The sequence below is a fragment of the Halovibrio sp. HP20-59 genome, assembly GCF_033052795.2.
In the GTDB taxonomy this organism is placed as follows: Bacteria; Pseudomonadota; Gammaproteobacteria; order Pseudomonadales; family Halomonadaceae; genus Vreelandella.
Map to the genome: position 1 here is coordinate 1 of NZ_JAWJUW020000016.1, position 21,608 is coordinate 21,608.

16 protein-coding genes are annotated in these 21,608 nt (G+C 57.1%); 12 read left to right on the forward strand and 4 right to left on the reverse strand.

Annotated elements, in window-relative coordinates; all coding sequences use genetic code 11:
* Positions 1-1,038: Trk system potassium transporter TrkA (gene trkA, locus RZA33_RS15570; RefSeq protein ID WP_317508625.1), on the forward strand; the 1,038-nt coding region annotated here is incomplete at its 5' end.
* Positions 1,039-1,167: 129 nt separating this feature from the next.
* Here trkA and RZA33_RS15575 read toward each other — a convergent pair.
* Positions 1,168-1,788 (reverse strand): group II intron maturase-specific domain-containing protein, encoded by a 621-nt coding sequence (locus tag RZA33_RS15575; protein ID WP_317508699.1) that lies wholly within the window; start codon positions 1,786-1,788, stop codon positions 1,168-1,170.
* A 469-nt stretch (positions 1,789-2,257) separates the two neighbouring features.
* Complete coding sequence (locus RZA33_RS15580) at positions 2,258-3,766, reverse strand: carbohydrate porin (protein ID WP_317508626.1); 1,509 nt, start codon at positions 3,764-3,766, stop codon at positions 2,258-2,260.
* A gap of 425 nt (positions 3,767-4,191) precedes the next feature.
* On the opposite strand from RZA33_RS15580, the gene RZA33_RS15585 reads away from it, so the two are divergent.
* The 6 genes from RZA33_RS15585 (at position 4,192) to RZA33_RS15610 (ending at position 11,384) form a co-directional block, all read left to right on the forward strand.
* Entirely contained in the window at positions 4,192-5,463 is a 1,272-nt protein-coding gene (locus tag RZA33_RS15585; protein ID WP_317508627.1) for an ABC transporter substrate-binding protein, read from the forward strand.
* A gap of 15 nt (positions 5,464-5,478) precedes the next feature.
* Complete coding sequence (locus RZA33_RS15590; protein WP_317508628.1) at positions 5,479-6,462, forward strand: sugar ABC transporter permease; 984 nt, start codon at positions 5,479-5,481, stop codon at positions 6,460-6,462.
* Complete coding sequence (locus RZA33_RS15595; protein ID WP_317508629.1) at positions 6,462-7,304, forward strand: carbohydrate ABC transporter permease; 843 nt, start codon at positions 6,462-6,464, stop codon at positions 7,302-7,304. The genes RZA33_RS15590 and RZA33_RS15595 overlap by 1 nt, the downstream gene beginning before the upstream one ends.
* Before the next feature lie 11 nt (positions 7,305-7,315).
* The gene (locus RZA33_RS15600) at positions 7,316-8,989 is read left to right on the forward strand and encodes an alpha-glucosidase family protein (RefSeq protein ID WP_416337876.1); all 1,674 of its coding nucleotides are present in this window, start codon (positions 7,316-7,318) and stop codon (positions 8,987-8,989) included.
* A 73-nt stretch (positions 8,990-9,062) separates the two neighbouring features.
* Entirely contained in the window at positions 9,063-10,169 is a 1,107-nt protein-coding gene (locus RZA33_RS15605; RefSeq protein ID WP_317508630.1) for a sn-glycerol-3-phosphate ABC transporter ATP-binding protein UgpC, read from the forward strand.
* 165 nt (positions 10,170-10,334) lie between these two features.
* A complete protein-coding gene (locus RZA33_RS15610) occupies positions 10,335-11,384 on the forward strand; it encodes a LacI family DNA-binding transcriptional regulator (RefSeq protein WP_317508631.1) in 1,050 nt (349 codons plus the stop codon).
* A gap of 36 nt (positions 11,385-11,420) precedes the next feature.
* On the opposite strand, the gene gap is transcribed toward RZA33_RS15610, so the two are convergent.
* Complete coding sequence (gap, locus tag RZA33_RS15615; RefSeq protein WP_317508632.1) at positions 11,421-12,425, reverse strand: type I glyceraldehyde-3-phosphate dehydrogenase; 1,005 nt, start codon at positions 12,423-12,425, stop codon at positions 11,421-11,423.
* Between the two features lie 212 nt (positions 12,426-12,637).
* Here gap and pyk point away from each other — a divergent pair, with 212 nt between their 5' ends.
* Complete coding sequence (gene pyk / locus RZA33_RS15620) at positions 12,638-14,158, forward strand: pyruvate kinase (RefSeq protein ID WP_317508633.1); 1,521 nt, start codon at positions 12,638-12,640, stop codon at positions 14,156-14,158.
* A gap of 106 nt (positions 14,159-14,264) precedes the next feature.
* Entirely contained in the window at positions 14,265-14,741 is a 477-nt protein-coding gene (locus tag RZA33_RS15625) for a methylglyoxal synthase (RefSeq protein WP_317508634.1), read from the forward strand.
* Here the strand turns inward: RZA33_RS15625 and cra are convergent.
* Complete coding sequence (gene cra, locus RZA33_RS15630; protein ID WP_317508635.1) at positions 14,738-15,715, reverse strand: catabolite repressor/activator; 978 nt, start codon at positions 15,713-15,715, stop codon at positions 14,738-14,740. The two genes, RZA33_RS15625 and cra, sit on opposite strands and share 4 nt — an antisense overlap.
* A 277-nt stretch (positions 15,716-15,992) precedes the next feature.
* On the opposite strand from cra, the gene ptsP reads away from it, so the two are divergent.
* From ptsP to RZA33_RS15645, 3 genes are read left to right on the forward strand one after another with little or no spacing between them, the layout of a single operon-like run.
* Positions 15,993-18,863: a phosphoenolpyruvate--protein phosphotransferase gene (ptsP, locus tag RZA33_RS15635; protein ID WP_317508636.1), complete on the forward strand. Its 2,871-nt coding sequence runs from the start codon at positions 15,993-15,995 to the stop codon at positions 18,861-18,863.
* Positions 18,863-19,846 (forward strand): 1-phosphofructokinase, encoded by a 984-nt coding sequence (gene pfkB, locus RZA33_RS15640; RefSeq protein ID WP_317508637.1) that lies wholly within the window; start codon positions 18,863-18,865, stop codon positions 19,844-19,846. The genes ptsP and pfkB overlap by 1 nt, the downstream gene beginning before the upstream one ends.
* Positions 19,843-21,576, forward strand: a complete 1,734-nt coding sequence (locus RZA33_RS15645) for a PTS fructose-like transporter subunit IIB (RefSeq protein WP_317508638.1) — start codon at positions 19,843-19,845, stop codon at positions 21,574-21,576. The genes pfkB and RZA33_RS15645 overlap by 4 nt, the downstream gene beginning before the upstream one ends.
* Positions 21,577-21,608: the final 32 nt, after the last annotated feature.

Here is a 21,608-nt window from a genome sequence, read left to right on the forward strand (position 1 = left end):
CACGAAGCGATCCCTATTGATGTACTGATCAGCCCCGAGCAGGTGGTCACCGACCACGTACGCCGCCTGATTGAGCATCCTGGTGCCCTACAGGTATTGGAGTTTGCCGGCGGCTTGGTACAGCTGGTGGCGGTGAAAGCCTTCTACGGCGGCCCGCTGGTAGGTCAGGACTTGGCCTTTTTGCGCCGCCATATGCCCAACGTGGATACCCGGGTGGCGGCGATTTACCGCCGTAACCGACCGATTATCCCCCGTGGTGATACGGTCATCGAAGCCGACGACGAGGTGTTCTTCCTTGCTGCTCGCCGGGATATTCGCGCGGTGATGAGCGAGCTGCGCCGGGTCGAGCGGGATTTCCGTCGCGTGGTGATCGCCGGGGGTGGCAACATCGGCGAGCGGCTGGCGGAGCACCTGGAGCATAGCCACCAGGTCAAGATCATTGAGCATAGCCTGGAGCGCTGCACCACGCTGTCTGAGCGTTTGGATCGCACCGTGGTGCTCCACGGTAGCGCCACCAGCAAGCGCTTGCTGGAAGAGGAGAATATCGAAGAGTGCGATATCTTCTGCGCGCTGACCAACGACGACGAGGTCAATATCATGTCGTCGCTGCTGGCTAAACGCTTAGGGGCGAAGAAGGTGCTGACGCTGATCAACAACGCCGCCTATGTGGACTTGGTGCAGGGGGGCGAGATCGATATCGCTATTTCTCCCCAACAGGCGACCATTGGCAGCCTGCTGACCCACGTGCGCCGGGGCGATATCGTCAACGTCCACTCGCTGCGCCGGGGCGCCGCCGAGGCCATTGAAGCCATCGCCCACGGCGATAAGCAGTCATCAAAAGTGGTGGGCCGTACCATCCGCGATATCGGCCTACCCGACGGCACGACCATCGGTGCGATTGTGCGCGGCAAAGAGGTCATCATCGCCCACGGCGATGTGATGGTGGAGAGCGGCGACCACGTGATTCTATTCGTGATCGACAAGCGCCGCATCCGCGATGTGGAGCGCCTGTTCCAAGTCGGCTTGACGTTCTTTTGATAGACGCTTTGAGAGGCTAAATCTCTACCGCACGGCTAATATACTCAATTGGCCCGCAATATCGAGTAGGGTGAGGCGTTACCGCCTCATCCCACTCACAGAACCGTACATACGGACCACGTATACGGCTCATGCCATTAACTTACCCCCGAACTCGGGGGCAGTGATGCCCGTTTTGACCTGGGTTAAGTCCAGCAACCTCAGATCGTCATGCAGGTAGGCATTGGGTATCGCCAGATGAGCCAGCGGCGACGACGCGTTTCGCCAGCTTTGCATCTTGATAAACTTAAACGGCGGGCGGTAGCCCAGCTGTTTAAGCCTTCGATGCAACCGACTCGGCTTCTTCCACTGTTTGAGCTGGAGACAGCGAAGTCGTCGCCTGATCCAGCTCATCACCTGTTTTAGCACCCGTGCACAGTTCGCTACCCGGAAGTAGTTGGCAAAGCCTCGCAGCACAAGGTTCAACTCGCGGATGATCACCGCAAGTCCCGCACCTCGATTGCGCTTCGTCAACGCTTTCACCTTCTGCTTAAGTGTCACCACCTTCTTTTCCTGGATACGGGTGTACTTGGTGTGGATCACCACGCCCAGGAACTTGACCCCCTCGTCGCTGTGCACGATGTGGGTCTTGGTGGCGTTGACTGTCAGCTTCAGCTCAACCTCCAGATAATGTTGGGCCACCCTCAACGCATTCTCCGCTCCAGCCTGTGAACCGCAAAGGATCAGGATGTCGTCCGCGTAGCGGACGATTCGATGCGTCGGACCGCTGCCACCTCACACCTGTTGTCGCCTTGGCTTTCACCTTGAACCACAACCTCCGGCTTTGCCGGACTCGGTGCCAGGCTTCCCCGGTTACTGCACCGGCTCCCTGTCAACGATGCCACCCTCAAACACAGTACAGGTCTGACTGAGTCTCGGGCGTCGCGCTATTTTGCACGCTTACCCACCTGTACTGCCGAAGCAGGTTCACTTGCGTTGTGTACCGTTAACCTCCTATGGCTTACTTCCGGCCGGCGCCCCGGAGACCCCACCGTTGGCCAGTGACGCCCTTGCCAGTCGGATTGTCTTCCCCTCAGTCGGGGTGACGACACCTTCTTTCAGGTGTCCGGGTTTGCTGGCTTCGCCGAGCAAACAAAAAGCCCGCGACATGGCGCGGGCAAAGTGCATTGGAGAAGAAACAGTCGGAAGAAACAGTTAAAAGCGAACTAATTCGTATCGTTTAGAACCACACTTCGCTTTGTACACCGAAGGTCCACTGTCCACCGGTAAAGCCTTCGTTGCCCAGTGCGCTAGCACCATAATTGTTGAGGTCGTCATCCCAATCGCTGAAGGTGGTGAACAGGCGAATCTCAGGACGCTGCCAGAAACCGCCGACTTCAGGCTTGAAGGTGGGCGCAATGGTGAACTTGCTGAAGCCACCATCGACCGCGTTGCGACCGCTGTAACCCTGGGGATCTAGATCCATCCACTGATAGCCCGCTTCGTACTGCATCTCAAAGTTTTGCGTTAACTCGTTGGCTAGGCGCACGTTAAGGCCCGCCCAGTTGTACTTATCACCTTGGACATAACGGTCTTCGCTGGTTTCAGCCAGAATTGAGGGGGCAACGCGCCACTGTGGGGCAATATAAGTAGTGCCGTAGAGCGCTAAGCGCGTAGAGGTAGCGTCATCGGTGAGATCACCTCGTGAACCTAGGCTTTTGGTTTCGGCACCCAGCCCTTGTCCATGCAGCACCGCCGCTTTGAAATTACCCTCGCCCATGCCGAAGAAGCTGTCGCCGTGATAGGCAATCATGGTATGGAAACCGGTATCGGCTGCGGTTTGGCCGACATCAATGTCGCGCTCGTCGTTGTCCGCCGCGGACATACCGTTGACCATCCACTGCCAGTTACCGAAGTAGTTGTTGGAGGTCAGGATCAGGTTGTCGGTATCGCCTTCAAGACCGGGATTCTCGCGGTCAACAATCGGATAGTCAGCAAAGCTACGGCCATAAATCGACAGGTTAGACTTCCAGTTCTCTGCCAACTGCATATCGTAGATACCGCCACCGGTACCGGCCAGGAAAATTACATCACTGTCTAGCCAATGGATATCGAAGTTATCGCGGTCAAAGCGCTTACCAGCCCAAATAGAGGCGTTTTCAAAGGCGCCGGTAAAGCTGGGAAGATCGCTGAATTCAGCAAAAACTTGGCGCACATTAAGATTAGACTCACCACCGGTCCAGTCATTGCTGGAGGTCGTGCCGTCAGCAATCATGGTGCGGTAAAGCGCTTTGGCGCCGTTATCGAACTGCATGCGGTAGTTGAAAATCGCTTCGGCGTAAGTATCCGGCTCATTGCCTAAACGGCCAACGGCGCCGCCCTCTCCACCCGCAGGTGTCAGGTAAGGGCCCGCATTCTCGCTTTTACCATCTTCACCAATCAACAAGCCTGAACGCGCATAAACGTTAAATGATAAGCCCTCTTCGCCATCGGCGTAACGTTCCACCCGGGCCAGACGCTCTTCGATCTCCGCATCGCTCTCTGTCGCCACGGCAGTCGACTGTGATTGCTCGGCAATCTCAGCACGGCGCTCGGCGGCATCAGCGCGCTGTTCGGCGGCTTCAATGCGGGCTTCAAGCTCGGCAAAGCGTTGTTCCATGGTCATTTGTGCCGAAGCAACACCACTCATCCCTAAGCTGGCGGCGGCAATAGCAATGGCTAACGGCGTTTTAAATGTCATTTTATGCATTGTTTTGAGTACCCTTTTGTTATTGGTAAGCCGCTATTTATAAGCGCTTTTATCTAAATCGATTAAGATCAAATCGATAATACTTCCCTTGCACGGTTCGCCCAGGGGAGAGCGACTGTCATGAAACACCTCAATGCCTTAGGAAAGACAGACAAAACTTAATCGATTAAGTCTCTTTTTACCAACGGCTAGTTGCTAATTAACGACTAATGTCTAAGGAACGATTTTATTTAGTGAAAACTGAATAACTCCGTTAGACAAAAGTCGCTATTGAACTTCCTCGATCAAAGCGGCTAACTGAGCAGCACAATCTTAATCGATTAAGATAAAGATTAAGAGAGCGATTGAGCCAACGTTGAGTTCGTGAATTAACGCTAATTTAGATGCCACACCATCCACAACAATAATCATCGAGGTACGCCGTTATGAAAAAGACTTTAATCACTACCGCCATCGCAGTAGCTAGCACGCTGAGCGCAACAAGCCAGGCTCAGGCTGAAGAACTCACCATTTCCTGTGGTGCGGTAGGCGCAGAGCTGACCCTGTGCCAGGAAGGCGTCGCCGCCTGGGAGGAGAAAACCGGCCATAGCGTTGATGTAGTTTCAACGCCCAACTCCTCCACTGAGCGCCTTTCGCTCTACCAACAGATACTTTCGGCTAACTCCAGCGATATCGATGTGATGCAAATTGACGTGGTGTGGCCCGGCCTGCTCGCCAATCACCTACTCGATCTCAACGAAGTGCTTGGCGATGACGCTGCGGCCGGGCACTTTGACACCATCGTTACCAACAACACCATCGATGACCGCTTAGTCGCCATGCCGTGGTTCACCGATGCGGGCGTGCTCTACTACCGCGAAGATTTGTTAGAAAAATATGGGCATGAAGCCCCGACCACCTGGCAGGAACTCACCGAGATTGCCCGCGAAATTAAAGAAGCCGAACGCGCCGAGGGCAACGACCGCATGCAGGGGTATGTGTTTCAAGGCCGTGCTTATGAGGGCTTGACCGTTAACGCCCTTGAGTGGGTCGCCAGCTTTGGCGGCGGAACCGTTGTGGAAGCCGATGGCGAGATAAGCATTAACAACGAACACGCCGCCGAAGCGCTCGACTTAGCCGCTTCTTGGATTGGCGATATCTCGCCTAACGGCGTGCTCAATTACACCGAAGAGGAAGCACGCGGTGTCTTCCAGGGCGGCAATGCGGTGTTTATGCGCAACTGGCCCTACGCCTGGGCGCTGGCCCAAAGCGAAGACAGTGACGTTCGCGGCAATGTGGGCGTTACCCAACTGCCCGCAGGTGGCGAAAACGGCCAAAGTGCCGCTGGCCTAGGCGGTTGGAATCTGGCCGTATCGCGCTACAGCGAACACCCCGAGCTGGCCGCCGAGCTGGTCGCCTTCCTGACCGGTGAAGAGGAGCAGAAGCGTCGCGCCATACAGGCCTCTTACAACCCCACTATCGACGCCCTCTATAAAGATGACGAAGTGCTTGAGGCGGTGCCCTTCTTTGGCACCCTTTACGACACCTTCGTCAATGCGGTCGCTCGCCCCTCTGCCCCCACCGGCGATGCCTATGGGCGGGTGAGTAACGCCTTCTTCAGCACTTCCCATGAGGTGCTTTCCGGCACTAAAGATGGCACTCAAGCGGTCGCCGACCTTGAAGACGAATTGGCTCGCCTGAAGCGTCGCAACTGGTAACCCTGGAGCCCTTCCATGTCGACCTCCATCAAGCACGATGACGCGCCCGCCGGGGTGCGTTCTTTCACTACCAAACCGCGCCGGGGCACCAAGGTTCGCCGCCAGCGGGTTAAAGCCGCCTGGCTCTTTTTAGCCCCCATGCTGATTGTGCTAACCCTGGTCGCCGGTTGGCCACTGGTGCGCACCTTTTTTCTCAGCTTCACCGATGCATCACTGTCAGATTTAGGCGCTGCCAATCTGATTGGCTTTGAGAATTACCTCGTCTATGACAATGGCCGCTGGTATGGGGTACTGGCCGATTCGGTATGGTGGCAGTCGGTATGGAACACCGTCTACTTCTCGGTGGTGTCGGTATCGCTGGAAGTGGTTTTCGGGGTGATTGTGGCGCTGATTTTGAACGCCGAGTTTAAGGGGCGGGTAATTGTGCGCGCTGCGGTGCTGATTCCCTGGGCAATCCCCACCATCGTTTCTGCGCAAATGTGGGCGTGGATGCTCAACGACCAATTCGGCATCATCAATCACCTGCTGATGAACGTGGGCATTATCGATGCCCCCATCGCGTGGACGGCGAACGCCGCCTACTCCATGTGGGCGGTGATTATGGTCGATGTGTGGAAAACCATTCCCTTCGTGGCGCTGCTGGTGCTTGCGGCTCTGCAGATGCTGCCCAAGGATTGCTACGAGGCCGCCGAGGTAGACGGCATTCACCCGGTACGGGTGTTCTTCAAGGTGACCCTACCGTTGATTACCCCGGCGTTAATGGTTGCGGTGATCTTCCGCCTGCTGGATGCACTGCGCGTCTTCGATGTTATTTACGTACTCACCTCCAACTCTACCAGCACCATGTCGATGTCGGTCTATGCCCGCCAACAGCTGGTCGAGTTTCAGGATGTCGGTTACGGCAGCGCCGCCTCTACCCTGCTGTTCTTAATCATTGCCCTGGCTACCGTGGCTTACCTCTACGTGGGGCGTAAACAAATCCAATTGGGAGGCGACTAATGAATACGCGTCAGTTGGCCAAAATAGCCAAGCGCATCGGTTTTTGGGCGCTGATTGTGCTGATCATGGTGTACGCCGTTTTCCCCTTCTACTACGCGGTGGTTACCTCGTTAAAACCGTCGAGCGACCTGTTCCGCGTCGAGCTTTGGCCGTCGAACTGGAACTTCGATAACTACATCAGCATTTTTAGCCAGACCAGCTTTCTGCGCGCTATTTTCAACTCCATTGTGGTGGCGTTTAGCGTGGTGTTTATCGCCCTGCTACTCGGCATTACCGCCTCTTACGCCCTGGGCCGGGTGCGCTTTCGGGGCCGCTCCACGGTACTACTGGTAATTCTTGGGGTGTCAATGTTTCCCCAGGTGGCGGTGCTTTCGGGGCTTTTTGAGGTGATCCGTGCGCTCAATCTCTATAACAATCCCGCCGGGCTGATTTTAAGCTACACCATCTTCACCCTGCCCTTCACCGTATGGGTATTGACCACCTTTATGAAGCAGCTGCCCATGGAGCTGGAAGAGGCCGCCATCATGGACGGCGCCACGCCCTGGATAACCATCACGAAAGTATTTTTGCCGCTGATGTGGCCCGCCATGGCGACCACCGGCCTGCTGGCATTTATCGCCGCTTGGAACGAGTTTCTGTTTGCCCTCACCTTCACGCTGACCGATGACCAGCGCACGGTCCCCGTTGCTATTGCGCTGCTGTCAGGCGGCAGTGCCTACGAACTGCCCTGGGGGCCGATTATGGCCGCTTCTGTGGTGGTCACGGTGCCACTGGTCGTATTGGTGATTATCTTCCAGCGCCGCATTGTGTCAGGCCTTACTGCAGGCGCCGTTAAAGGATAAGGAATTTTTTTATGTCAACGATGGACTCTACGATGCAAGTCGCTACAACGGGGCAAGACGCCACAACTGGGCAAGACAACACACTCTGGTGGCGCGGCGGGGTTATTTACCAGATCTACCCGCGCAGCTTTATGGATAGCCACGGCGACGGTATTGGCGATCTTAACGGTATTACCGAAAAACTCGATTACGTTGCCTCCCTCAATGTGGACGGCATTTGGCTATCGCCGTTTTTTACCTCGCCGATGCTCGATTTTGGCTACGATATTAGCGATTATTGCGATGTCGATCCCATGTTCGGCACCTTGGAAGATTTTAAAGCGCTGCTGGCAAAAGCTCACTCGCTGGGCTTAAAGGTAGTGATCGACCAGGTCATAAGCCACACCTCGGATCAACACGCCTGGTTTCAGGAGAGTCGCCAAAACCGCAGCAATCCTAAAGCCAACTGGTTTGTCTGGGCCGACCCCAAGCCCGACGGTACGCCACCCAACAACTGGCTATCAATTTTCGGCGGCCCGGCGTGGACGTTTGATTCCCGTCGCCAGCAGTACTATATGCATAACTTCCTGACCAGCCAGCCGGACGTTAACTTTCATAACCCGGAAGCACGTCAGGCGCAGTTGGACAATATGCGTTTCTGGCTGGAGCTGGGCGTGGACGGTTTCCGCTTGGATACCGTCAACTTCTACTTCCACGATGCCGAGCTGCGCGACAATCCGCCGGTCCCCAAGGGCGAAGCTAAAACCCTGGGCGCACCGGATAGCAATCCCTACACTTGGCAGCGCCACGTCTACGACCTGAGCCGCCCCGAAAACCTCGACTTCTTGAAAGATCTACGGGCGCTGATGGACGAGTATCCCGGTACCACGACCGTGGGCGAAATTGGCGACGATAACCCGCTTGAGCGCATGGCCGAGTACACCGCCGGTGGCGACAAGCTGCATATGGCCTACACCTTCGACCTGCTCAACACGCCCCACTCGGCGCGCTATATTCATGAAGTACTGGAGCGCTTTCAGCGCCTGGCGGGCGACGCCTGGCCCTGCTGGGCAACCTCCAATCATGATGTGGTGCGCAGTGCCACCCGCTGGGGAGCCGATGAGGATCCACGCGCTTATCCCAAGGTAATGCTGGCCATGCTCTGCTCGCTGCGCGGTAGCGTCTGCCTTTATCAAGGCGAAGAGCTCGGTCTGCCGGAAGCCGACGTGCCGTTTGAACGCATTCAGGATCCTTACGGCAAAGTGCTGTGGCCGGAATTTAAAGGCCGCGACGGTTGCCGCACGCCCATGCCCTGGAACGACAGCGAACATGGCGGTTTTTCCAGCGTTGAACCTTGGCTACCCATGGAGGCCAGTCATCGGGATATGGCGGTTAGCCGCCAACAGGGTGATGCCAACTCCACTTTGAATGCACTGCGCAACATGCTGGCCTTCCGCCGCCAGCACCCCGCACTATTCGATGGTGACTTAACGCTGGTCGATGTGGGCGAAACGCTGCTCGGTTTTAGCCGACAAAAAGGTGATGAAACAGTGCTGTGCGTTTTCAATCTCACCAACGAGGCGCAGACGGTTAGCCTGCCATTAACAATTGAAAGCGATTTGCAGGGCCACGGCTTTAACACCCAGCGTGACGGTAACAGGCTGACGCTACCAGGCTATCAAGCGGCTTTTATGCGCGTCGCTTAATGTTAAAGCCTTAACCCACAACAACAAGCCGACCTGACGCGACTCAAGCGTTGAGGTCGGCAAGGAGTCACCCATGGCAAGTGTTACGCTTAATAAGGTCAACAAGGTGTTTGGCCGCGATCATATTATTAACGATATTGACCTACACATTGGCGACGGTGAGTTTGTGGTCTTCGTCGGTCCCTCCGGCTGCGGCAAGTCAACGCTTTTACGCCTGATCGCCGGTTTGGAATCGATCAGCGATGGCGATCTCTGCATAGACGAGACGGTCGTCAACGACCTACCGCCCCGGGAGCGCGGCGTCGGCATGGTGTTTCAGTCCTACGCGCTCTATCCGCATATGACCGTTTACGACAACATGGCGTTTGGCTTAAAGCTGGCTAAAGCGACCAAGGAAACAGTTCATGAGCGGGTAATGGCTACCGCCAGGATTCTGCAGCTAGAAGAGCTGCTCCACCGCAAACCCAAGGCGCTCTCTGGCGGTCAGCGCCAGCGGGTGGCCATGGGCCGAGCCATGGCGCGTGAACCGCGCATTCTGCTATTTGACGAGCCGCTCTCCAACCTGGATGCCTCGCTGCGGGTACAAATGCGTAACGAGATCGCCCGGCTGCATAACCGCCTGGGTTCAACCATGATTTACGTCACCCACGACCAGGTCGAAGCCATGACCCTGGCCGACAAAATTGTAGTACTCAATGGCGGCCACGTTGAGCAGGTAGGCAGCCCCCACGAGCTGTACCAGCGCCCCGCGACGAAATTCGTTGCCGGGTTTATCGGTTCCCCTACCATGAACTTCATGCCTGCTGAATTACTCGTTGGTGACGCTAACGGCTGCCGTGTGCGAGCTGCGGGAATTGGCGAACTCGCCCTGCCCCAGAACGCCCAGCAGCGGCAAAGCGGCGAAGCGTTGACCCTCGGCATTCGCCCAGAGCACCTATGCTTAGCGGCGCCCACCGATGACAACTGTTTCGATATCGTCAACGTCGAGTATTTAGGTAACGAGGTTTACGTCTACCTTGAACCCAAAGAGGGCGACACGCTGCTGATCCATCGCAGCGAAGCCCCCAGTCAGTGGCGGGAAGGCCAGCAGGTATCACTCGCAGCAGATTGGGAAAAAGTACACTTATTCGATGAGAACGGTGCAGCACTAATGCTATCCACTCAACAAGCAGCGGCTTAAGCACGAGAGACAACCAAGATACCCGCATTAACGACCCTCTGTGTGTGCCTAACTTCCCTTTCGCTTATCATGGGGAGTGGCAACATTCAGCGGGTCGATTTTATTATCCATACCTTTTGAATAGCTAAATTTTCAATTATTAAAAAAGCCTGTAAAGGAAGTACCGTGACTGATCAGCGCCGTATGACACTCAAGGATCTTGCGCAGGAACTCAACGTCTCCACTGCGACGATTTCCAACGCCTTTAACCGGCCGGATCAGCTCTCGCCAGCCCTGCGCGAACGCATACTCAAAGAGGCCAAACGGCTGGGGTACAGCGGCCCTGACGCCAAAGCGCGCAGCTTGCGCACCGGCCGCTCGCGGATTATCGCGGTGATTCTTGCAGAAAGCCTTACCTACAGTTTGAACGACGCCGTGGCCAGCGAGTTTTTATCAGGGGTCGCCGAGGTTCTCGATGCCCACGGCCACACGCTGCTGTTATTGCCGGGTCGCGGCCACGCCTCACAGCCGCCGGGCTCCGCCAATATCGCCGATGGCTTTATCGTTTACGGGTTAATGCCCAACAATAAACTGCTGGATGAACTGCCCGCCCAGCGCACCCTGGTGGCCGTTGATTTTGATATTGAAGGCTGCCCGACGGTGCATATCGATGACACCGCTGCTAGCTATAAAATCGCCCAGCATGCGCTTAGCCAATTGCCCAAACGCCCGGCAATTATCAACCTGCGCTTGACCAAAGAGGTCTGTAACGGCCGCGTGACGGCCGAGCACACGCTGCTGCCTAACACCAGCACCATCAGCCGCGCCCGCCTTGAGGGCTTTCATACCGCACTGGGTGAGCAAGGTGTGGATGTGGCGCAAGTGCCGCTCTGGAATATCGAGGAGAATACCTTTGAGGTGTGCTCGCCGGTGATTGCCGAGATTCTCGACCAGCCCATAGAAAAACGGCCAGACCTGCTGCTGTGCATGTCTGACCGCATTGCGCTCACGGCGCTAACGCTCGCCGAGCAGCGCGGTATTCGGGTGCCGGAAGAGTTACGCATTACCGGGTTTGACGGCATTGCAGAAGGGCAGTACCGGGCACCGCGTTTAACCACAGTGCGCCAGGATAGCGTGGGTAAAGGGCGGGTCGCGGCGCAGATGATTCTTGGCCGCGTCCCCCTCGCCCAGCAGCTGCTGCAAACTGAACTGCTGCTGGGCGATACCTGCCCTTAGATTGCAGTGCTTAGCATTGCAATAATTAGCAGTGCATTACTTGGCAGTCGCCTGCATGGCCAGCGCGGTATCCAGCATGCGGTTAGAGAAGCCCCACTCGTTGTCGTACCAGGCCATAATTTTAACCAGACGCCCATTCACACGGGTGTGATTAGCATCGAAGGTCGAAGAGTTGGCATCGTGGTTAAAGTCAATAGACACCAACGGCTCAGCGTTAACGGCCAATACCGGCGAGTTAGCCGCGGCCTTCTCAACGATGGCATTAATCTCTTCTTTAGTGGTATCGCGACTGGCAGTAAAGGTCAGATCAACCAGCGAGACGTTGATTACCGGTACTCGAACGGCCAGGCCGTCAAACTTACCCGCCAGCTCTGGTAGCACCAAGCCCACCGCAGCAGCAGCGCCGGTTTTAGTCGGGATCATCGAGTGCGTGGCACTGCGCGCACGGTAAGGGTCGGTATGGTAAACATCCGACAGATTCTGATCGTTGGTGTAAGCGTGCACCGTGGTCATCAAACCGTTTTCGATACCGACCGCATCGTTCAACGCTTTTGCCACCGGCGCTAAACAGTTGGTGGTGCAGGAAGCGTTAGAGACAACGGTGTGCTCAGCGGTCAACACCTGGTCATTCACGCCATACACAATCGTCGCATCGGCATCCGGGCTGGGTGCAGAAATCAGCACGCGCTTGGCACCCGCTTCGATATGTTTGGCCGCCGCTTCGCGCTTGGTAAACAACCCGGTGCACTCCATCACTAGATCGATATTCATCGATGCCCATGGCAGCTGCGCTGGATCGCGCTCCGAAGAGATGGCGATACGATCACCATCCACCGTGATGCTTTCGGCGTCGTGTTCTACCTTAAAAGGAAAATGGCCATGCACAGTGTCGTGACGCAGCAGGTGGGAATTTAGCGAGGGGTCGCCGAGATCGTTAATAGCAACGACCTGAATACGGTCACGGTAGCTATTTTCATAAAGGGCGCGCAGCACATTGCGGCCGATACGACCAAATCCGTTAATTGCAACTTTTATTGTCATGTTAGCTCCTCAATTGACCAATAATAATAAGTGGTACCTTTAGTAAAAAAATTACTAAAAATACGTATTTAAGCGTCATGAGGCCGATAAATAGCGTCTTAACCGCCCCAAAAGGCTAGTAAAAATCCAATATGTAGTAAAATTACTATATAAACGCTATCGTAGTCCAATACTAAATCGCCAACAATACCCTTAAAAAGGAGAGCGCCCACGTGACAAAAGCCACCTCAAATACACAAGCTCCGGCGTCTACTAGTCATCTTACCCACACGCAGACCAGCCCTCATACTCCATTGCGGCGCACCAAAATCGTCGCCACCCTTGGCCCCGCTAGTGATCGCCCCGGCGTGCTGGAAGCGATGCTAAAAGCCGGTGTGGATGTGGTACGGCTTAACTTCTCCCACGGCTCGGCGGATGATCACCGCCGTCGCTTAAGCGAAGTGCGCGAGATCGCCGAGGGCCTTGGCCGCAGCGTTGCTGCCCTGGGCGACCTGCAGGGGCCAAAAATTCGTATTGCTCGTTTCATCGAGGGCGCCGTCAAACTCGAGGTCGGCCAGCCGTTTGTCTTGGATATGGCACTGGACGCCAACAGTGGCACCGCAGACCGCGTCGGATGCGACTATCAAACCCTGGCCGATGATGTTGTTGAGGGCGACCGCCTGCTGCTCGACGATGGCCGCTTGGTACTCGATGTCACACAAGTAGTTGGACAAGAAGTCCATACCCGCGTTCACGTGGGCGGCAAGCTCTCCAACAATAAAGGCATTAACAAACAAGGCGGCGGACTCTCAGCGCCCGCTCTCACTGAAAAAGACAAGGCTGACCTAAAAACCGCCATTGAGATCGGCGTTGACTACTTAGCTGTCTCCTTCCCGCGCAGCGCCGCGGATATGCAAGAAGCCCGCGAGCTGCTTGGCGAAGCCGGCAAAGAAATAGGCTTAGTGGCTAAGCTTGAACGTGCCGAAGCGGTTGCTGACGATGCTACGCTGGATGGCATCATTGAAGCCTCTGAGGCGGTCATGGTGGCCAGGGGCGACCTGGGCGTTGAGATTGGCGACGCCGCGCTGATTGGTACTCAGAAGCGCATTATCAAGCACGCACGTACGCTCAACCGTGCCGTCATTACCGCCACCCAGATGATGGAGTCGATGATCGAGTCGCCGCTGCCCACCCGCGCCGAGGTCTTCGACGTGGCTAACGCGGTGCTCGACGCCACCGATGCAGTCATGCTCTCTGCGGAAACCGCGGCGGGTGATTACCCGGTAGAAACCATCGAAGCGATGAACCGCGTTTGTCTGGGTGCCGAGCGTGAGCGGCTCGCTCAAGAGTCAGGCCACCGCATTCATGAAGGGTTCGAGCGCATCGATGAAACCATTGCGCTATCGGCGATGTATGCAGCGAATCACTTATCCGGCGTCAGCGCCATCGCCTGCATGACCTCCACCGGCTATACACCGCTGATTGCATCGCGCATTCGTTCCGGTCTGCCTATCGTGGGGTTGGCTCACAGCCCTATCACCCAACGACGCATGGCGCTCTATCGTGGCGTGGTTTCAATACCTTTCGACACCACCGATATGGATCCGGCCAACCTTAACCAAGAGGCTTTGAAATGCTTGCAGGCGCAGGGATTTATCCACCCGGGCGAGCATGTCATTCTCACTCGCGGCGACCATATGAATGCCCATGGGGGCACCAATACGATGAAAATCCTTGCCTTTGATAGTGAGTAACGGTCTAACCTCTATAGCGAGCTTTTAGCTTTTGCGACCTTTAACAAGAAAAAAGCCATTCGGCCATAAGACCGAAAGACAATAGAACCATGAGGGAAGTAACCAAATGAGTGACGCGCAACCGCCCCGCCAGGCCATCCGCACCCTGCAACCGCGCAAGCGTATTGCGCTGATTGCCCACGATGGCAAGAAGAGCGAAATGCTGGAATGGGCAACCCGCTGGAAGGATACGCTGAGCCAGCACGAACTGATCGGGACAGGCACAACATCTAAGCGGCTTAAAACCGCGTTAGGATTAGATGTCGAGGGTTTAATGAGCGGCCCCCTAGGCGGAGACCAGCAGATTGGCGCACGGATTGCGGAGCAGCGGCTGGATGTGTTGATCTTCTTTTGGGATCCCTTCTCGCCCCAGCCCCACGACCCGGATGTCAAAGCGCTGCTGCGTTTAGCGGCACTGTGGAATGTACCGGTCGCCTGCAATGCGGCGAGCGCCGACTTTCTACTCTCCTCGCCCTACTTGAGCGAGAGCTACGACATGTCGATACCCGATGCAGCCGCTTGGGCCCAGGCGCGCACGGTTTAACGCCGGTGCAGATGGCGCGCCACTACCTGCAGCCCGCTCTCATACTGGCCGTTCATGGCGGCTAGGGCGCAGCTCAACGTTAACTCGGCGATACGGTCATAATCCTGTAGCGCCGAGTTCACGGGCTGAGGAAGAAAATCCAGCAGCCGGTGGTCGCCAAAGGTGGCCAACCGCATATTTCCCGGCAGGCCGCCACGCTCTAGGAACACATCAAACACCCCTTCCATCAGTGTATAGGACGCCGTCACCAGGGCGTCGGCACCGCCTTGCTCGTCCAGCAGTTGAATCGCTAAACGCGCCCCTTCGCTGCGCTCATAGTGGGATCCGGTTAGATAAAGCGGCGCTATCATGCTGCCTTCAAGGGCTGCCTGAAACCCCGCCCGCCGTTCGCAGCTAACCGACAGATCCGGCATCGCTTCCAACCAGGCAACACGTTTGGTTGCCGCGCCGATCACCGAGCGGGTCAACGTCTTTGCCGCCTCCTGATCGTTACTTACGACACTGGCGAAGCGCGCCGGATTGAGGCCCCGATCCATTCCCACCACGCACCAGCCTTCGTCTACCAGGTCGGCATAAAAAGTGTCGTCGCTGGGCAAACAGCTAGCGGTGATCAACACCTCACAGCGCTGGGCACGCAGCGCCAACGCCAGTGTTCGTTCACTCTCGGCGCAGTCATCAGAGCTTACGATCAACAGCTGATAGCCCTGTTCCCGTGCGCCACGCTCCAAGCGTTTAGCTAGGCGGGCATAACTGATGTTCTCCAGATCCGGCACGATAAGCCCCAGCAACCGACTTGCACCCCGGCGCAGCGCAGCCGCCTGGGGGTCAATGTGATAGCGGTGCTGGCGAACCACCGTCATCACTTTTTCAATCGTCGCTGCGCTTATGCGCCGCTGCTCGGCCTGACCATTAATCACATAGCTAGCGGTCGTGCGCGAGACGCCGGCTAGCCGGGCAATATCGGCAAGAGTCATTCGGGTCTCCCTTAATGTAACCAAGCAGTTTATCAGCAAGTTAGCGCCCACCAGACCAAAGTCTAAACGCCCAAGCCTTGTGTCATTCAGTGAATCGATTCAGCATAGCACCATACCCAGATTTAATGGCAAGGATAAACCGACTGAAACGGCACGGTTCATCTCACTGGCATCAACGCCATTACCATGATCATGTAACGACGATCACTTTATGTACTCGGCTCTGCTTCGACGTTGACCTACTAAAATCGGCAGTGCGCGTTTACAGGAGAATACTATGTTGACACTCGGCTCCGATGACATCTTGCTAGACAGCCACGCTGACAGCTGGCAAACCGCGCTGGACAGTGCCGCTGAGGCGCTGGTTGACGCCGGATTGGTTGAGGCCGAGTACCGCGACGGCCTACACGCCCGTGAGGCGCAATCCTCAACGTTTCTAGGCAACGCCATTGCAATCCCCCACGGTACGCCAGAAAGCCGCCAGTATGTGAAACAAACTGGGGTGAGGGTGTTGCAGTTTCCCCAGGGGATCGAGTGGCACGACGGCCAGCAGGTGCATGTACTGGTCACCATCGCTGCCCAGAACGATGAACACCTGGATATCCTGCGCCAGCTCACTCACGTGCTGGATCGCGAGGGCGTTTCCGAGCAGTTGGCCAATGCCACCTCCGCGGCAGATGTAGCGCGGCTGCTTTCCAAACCAGCCTTAGAACCGCGCTTGGATGCCGATACTCTGTGCGTCAATTTTCCCGCCCGAGACCCACAGGAACTCGCCCTAGCTGCAGCCGCCCGCTTACGCCAAAGCGGCTGTGTCGATAACAGCTTTATTTCCGCCGTCGCCGCAGCGCAGCCGACCTGGCTGGGCAAAGGGCTGTGGCTGGCCAGCAGTGCCCAGGGCGTTAATCAGCCCGCGCTAGGAGTGGCCACACCTGCTGAACAAAACCTGGAAAGCGCTGACCATCCAATACATGCGTTGTTTTGTTTAGCTGCTCACGGCGATGCCCACCGCCCGCTGCTAGAGCAACTGATGGCAGTGATAGAAAACGGTGAAAGTCAGAGCCTAGTGGGCAAAACCAGCGCGCAACTGCTAGCCTCCCTGGCAGGAGAGACTGCCAATACACACACCCATCGCGTTAGAGTTCTTAATACGCACGGCCTGCACGCCCGCCCGGCGAAACAGCTGGTGCAGGTGGCTCGCTCACAGCACATGCCAATTAATGTACGCCTGGAAGAAGGCAGCGCGACGCCGGTTTCCGCGGCTAGCCTAACCAAAGTAATTGGTTTGGGCGCACGACGTGGCCAGTGGCTGGTGCTGTCAGCCGAAGGGGAGCAAGCAAGCGAAGCCTTAGAAGCCGTCGCCGCCGCGGTTGAAGACGGCCTGGGGGAAAAAGTATCGCCGTTTGACGGTGGGCGCGAAGACAACGCCGCCGTTGATACGCAAGCACCCAGCGTGACGCCATTAGCCAGCGACACGCCCCACACTGGGGTAGCTGCTTCCCCTGGTTTGGCGATAGCACCGGTGTTTGTGATTCGTCCCTTGACGTTTGACTATCCTCAGCACAGCGACGATCCAGAGCATGAGCTGGTCCGCCTGCGCGAGGCATTAAAAGTGGCGGGCACCCAGTTGCAGACCCTAGTGCGCGATGCCCCTGGCGCTGAGGTTGCCGATATTCTCTCGATGCACGAGGAAATGCTCGACGACCCCGAGCTTTACCAAGCGACGGCAGAAGGCATTCGCGATGGCTTATCGGCCCAGGCCGCCTGGTGGGAGGCGATTGAAACCGCAGCTCACGCCCAGGAGATGCTCGCCGACCGCCTGCTGGCCCAACGCGCCGCCGACCTTCGTGATGTAGGCCGCCGGGTACTCGGTGTGCTCTGCGATGTGACGCTACCCGAACCGCCGGATCATCCCTACATTCTGGTCATGGACGATATCGGCCCTTCTGATGTCGCTCGCCTGGATACATCGCGGGTGCATGGCTTGCTTACCGTACGCGGTGGCGCCACTGCGCACAGCGCCATTTTGGCTCGGGCATTGGGCATCCCTGCCGTCGTCGGCGCAGGCCAAGCAGTAATGAATTTGCATAACGGCAGCATGATGATTCTGGACGGCGAGCGAGGTCGTGTGACTCCGCAGCCCTCAGAGGAACGCTTACAGCGTGCTGAGAAGCAGCTGCAAGAACATCAGCAGCGTGAAGCCGACGCCTGGGAAACACGCTTTGAGATCGCCCAAACTCGCGACGGTCATCGTGTCGAAGTCGCGGCGAATTTAGGCAACACTGCCCACGCCGCCGATGCGGTGGAACGCGGTGCCGAAGGCGTTGGCCTGCTGCGCACTGAATTTCTGTTTATGGCCCACGCCAGCGCCCCGGACTTAGCCACCCAAATTGGCGAGTACCGCCAGGCGATTGACGCCTTGGATGGACGCCCGCTGGTGGCTCGCACTCTAGATGTAGGCGGCGACAAACCGCTGCCCTACTGGCCAGTGCCCCAGGAAGACAACCCTTTCTTGGGCTTGCGTGGCATTCGCTTAGCGCTGACCCAGCCCGAGGTACTGGAAACACAGCTACGGGCCCTACTGATGGCCAGTACCCATCAGCCGCTACGTATTATGCTGCCGATGGTCAAAGATATCGCCGAGTTCCGCGCTGTCAAAGTCATTTATGACCGTTTGCTTCTAGAGATCCCTACTTCCCAGCGCGCCACTGATGTGCAGTTGGGGGTGATGATTGAAATACCCTCTAGCGCGCTGCTCGCGCCCAGCCTCGCCGCCGAAGTCGACTTCTTTTCGGTAGGCACTAACGACTTGACTCAGTACACCCTGGCTATCGACCGCGGCCACCCAGAGCTCTCTGCCCAAGCCGATGGTTTGCACCCTGCTGTGCTACGTTTGATTCAAATGACCGTGGCGGCTGCCCACACCCAAGGTAAATGGGTCGGCGTGTGCGGCGAATTAGCCTCAGACGCCGTGGCTATTCCGGTGCTGGTAGGCCTTGGCGTTGACGAGCTCTCCGTCAGCGCTCGGCAGATTCCGCTGGTCAAAGCCCGCCTGCGCGAGTTTGACTTCGCTGATGCCCAAGCCAGCGCTCAGTTAGCGCTGAATCAGGCGACTAGCGATGAAGTGCGCGATGCACTGGAGGCGCGCTAATGGCCCGCGTGCTATGCATTACATTGAACCCGGCACTGGATTTGGCGTTTAACCTTGACGCCTTGGTGCTGGGCAGCGTCAACCGCCCCACTAGCGCCCAATTAGAAGCAGCGGGCAAAGGCGTTAACGTTGCCCGCGTATTGGCAGGCCTTGGTCACGACGTCACCGTCAGCGGCTTTTTAGGTGCCGATAACGACGCTCCCTTTCAATTGGCATTTACTCAGTACTCCCTGACCGACGCCTTTGTGCGTGTGCCGGGAGAAACCCGTATTAATGCCAAAATTGCGGAACAGAGCGGCCGCGTTACCGATATTAATGGCCCCGGCATGCCCATTGACGCCACGCATTTGCAGGCGCTGATCGACACGCTAAATACCGAGCTTTCCAGCGCGACGCCACCCGAAGCGGTCGTCGTGGCGGGCAGCCTGCCCCCTGGGTTGTCACTGATTGATTTCAGCGCGCTGTTAAGCCATTTAAACGCTAGCGGCGTGCCGCTTTGGGTAGATACCAGCGGCCCAGCGCTCAATGCCGCGATAGCGGCTCACCCTGCCGGTGTTAAGCCTAATGAAAACGAACTGGCGGAGTGGGCGGGCGAGGAGATGTCTTCTTCTGATGCGCGTTTGAATGCGGCCAAACGGCTGCATAAAAGCGGCATCGCCCATGCGCTTATTTCAGCCGGTGCCGAAGGGGTGCTATGGGTTAACGCTCAAGGTGCCTGGCACGCCACTCCCCCCAAGGTTACCGCGACGAATACCGTTTGCGCCGGCGATACCTTTGTTGCGGGCATGCTCCACGGGCTGCTGACTCACCAGAACGGCCAGCAAGAAGCCGAACAAACCCTGCGCTTTGCCACTGCACTCTCGGCCGAGGCCGTGCGCCACGTTGGCGTGGGCAACCCCCACGCTGCCGATTTCGACTCACTCCAACAACACACCCGGATACGGCGTCTTGACGACACCATCACCGAGGGAGCCACGCTATGAACATTATTCTGATTACCGCCTGCCCCAGCGGCATGGCGACAACCTTCCTCGCGGCTAAGCGGCTAGAGCAAGCCGCCCAGCGCCAAGGCTGGTCCGTGCATGTGGAAATGCACGCTGAAATAGCGCCGCTGCAAGCCGCGACTGCCGAGCAGATCGACAACGCCGATTTGATTGTGGTTGCCGCTGATCACGTACCTGCCCCAGAACGCTTTGAGGGCAAACGGCTCTTCCAGGCGCCCATCGCCAGCGCTCTTCCGGATCCAAGCGGCTTTCTGGCTCAGGCCAAGCGTGAAGCACCTATCTACACTCCGCCTACTGCCACGCCCACCGACGTCCCCGCCAGCAAGCCGGGTGGTAAGAAAATTGTCGCCGTCACCGCCTGCCCCACCGGCGTGGCCCACACTTTTATGGCCGCTGAAGCGCTAGCGGAAGCGGGCAAAGCCATGGGCCACGCCATTCGCGTGGAAACCCAAGGCTCGGTAGGTGCCCAGTCTCAGCTAACTGAAGAAGAGATTGCCGAGGCCGACGTCGTCGTACTGGCCTGCGATATCGATGTTGATCCGTCGCGGTTTGCAGGCAAACGCATCTACCGCACCTCTACCGGCAACGCGCTGAAAAAGCCGCGCCCCACACTTGAAGCCGCACTCAGCGAGGCCGCCATTGAGAGCGGCAGTAGCAATGCAGGTACCGCGAATAAGAGCGTTAAAGAGAAAGGCGTTTACAAGCACCTGCTCACCGGCGTTTCCTTTATGCTGCCGATGGTCGTGGCGGGCGGCCTGCTGATTGCGCTCTCCTTTGTGTTTGGCATTGAAGCTTTTGAGCAGGAAGGCACACTGGCCGCGGCGTTAATGCAGATCGGTGGCGGCACCGCCTTTGCGCTGATGATTCCAGTGCTGGCAGGCTATATCGCCTATTCCATCGCCGACCGTCCCGGCATCGCACCGGGTATGATTGGCGGCATGCTGGCGGCCAATATCGGCTCCGGCTTTATCGGCGGTATTTTGGCGGGCTTCTTAGCCGGTTACGTGGCCCTAGCGGTGACCCGCTATGTCAAACTGCCCTCTAGCATTGAGTCGCTCAAACCAATCCTGATCATTCCACTGGTTGCCAGCTTGGTTACCGGCCTGACCATGATCTACGTGATTGGCGAACCGGTCGCAGCGCTGCTTAATGCGCTGACCAGCTTTTTGGAATCCATGGGCTCCACCAACGCGGTGCTGCTAGGCATTCTGCTGGGGGCGATGATGTGCTTCGATCTGGGTGGCCCGGTCAACAAAGCCGCCTACACCTTCGGCGTGGGACTGCTGGCTTCAGAAACCTACGGCCCTATGGCGGCGATTATGGCAGCGGGGATGGTGCCTGCCATTGGTATGGGCATTGCCAGCTTTGTCGCCAGCAACAAGTTCTCGGCACCGGAGCGCGAAGCGGGCAAAGCCTCTTTTGTACTGGGCTTTTGCTTTATCAGTGAAGGCGCAATACCTTTCGCCGCCAAAGACCCGCTTCGCGTGATCCCAGTCTGTATGGTGGGCGGCGCACTCACTGGTGCCCTATCAATGCTGGTCGGTGCGCAGCTCATGGCGCCTCACGGCGGCATCTTTGTCCTGCTGATTCCCAACGCCATTACTCCGGCGCTACTCTACCTTGGCGCTATTGTCGCTGGCTCATTGGTGACGGGTTTAGGCTATGCGTTTATCAAGCGTGGTGCAGCCCAGGTAGCCGTTGCTGCTTAACGGCTTTTCGCAAGAAGGCTTTTCGCAAGAAG

Coding starts and splice junctions, on each gene's coding strand:
- RZA33_RS15590 (WP_317508628.1), top strand. CDS start 5,479: ATGTCGACCTCCATCAAGCACGATGACGCGCCCGCCGGGGTGCGTTCT.
- RZA33_RS15580 (WP_317508626.1), bottom strand. CDS start 3,766: ATGCATAAAATGACATTTAAAACGCCGTTAGCCATTGCTATTGCCGCC.
- RZA33_RS15585 (WP_317508627.1), top strand. CDS start 4,192: ATGAAAAAGACTTTAATCACTACCGCCATCGCAGTAGCTAGCACGCTG.
- gap (WP_317508632.1), bottom strand. CDS start 12,425: ATGACAATAAAAGTTGCAATTAACGGATTTGGTCGTATCGGCCGCAAT.
- RZA33_RS15605 (WP_317508630.1), top strand. CDS start 9,063: ATGGCAAGTGTTACGCTTAATAAGGTCAACAAGGTGTTTGGCCGCGAT.
- RZA33_RS15595 (WP_317508629.1), top strand. CDS start 6,462: ATGAATACGCGTCAGTTGGCCAAAATAGCCAAGCGCATCGGTTTTTGG.
- ptsP (WP_317508636.1), top strand. CDS start 15,993: ATGTTGACACTCGGCTCCGATGACATCTTGCTAGACAGCCACGCTGAC.
- RZA33_RS15600 (WP_416337876.1), top strand. CDS start 7,316: ATGTCAACGATGGACTCTACGATGCAAGTCGCTACAACGGGGCAAGAC.
- RZA33_RS15645 (WP_317508638.1), top strand. CDS start 19,843: ATGAACATTATTCTGATTACCGCCTGCCCCAGCGGCATGGCGACAACC.
- RZA33_RS15625 (WP_317508634.1), top strand. CDS start 14,265: ATGAGTGACGCGCAACCGCCCCGCCAGGCCATCCGCACCCTGCAACCG.
- pfkB (WP_317508637.1), top strand. CDS start 18,863: ATGGCCCGCGTGCTATGCATTACATTGAACCCGGCACTGGATTTGGCG.
- cra (WP_317508635.1), bottom strand. CDS start 15,715: ATGACTCTTGCCGATATTGCCCGGCTAGCCGGCGTCTCGCGCACGACC.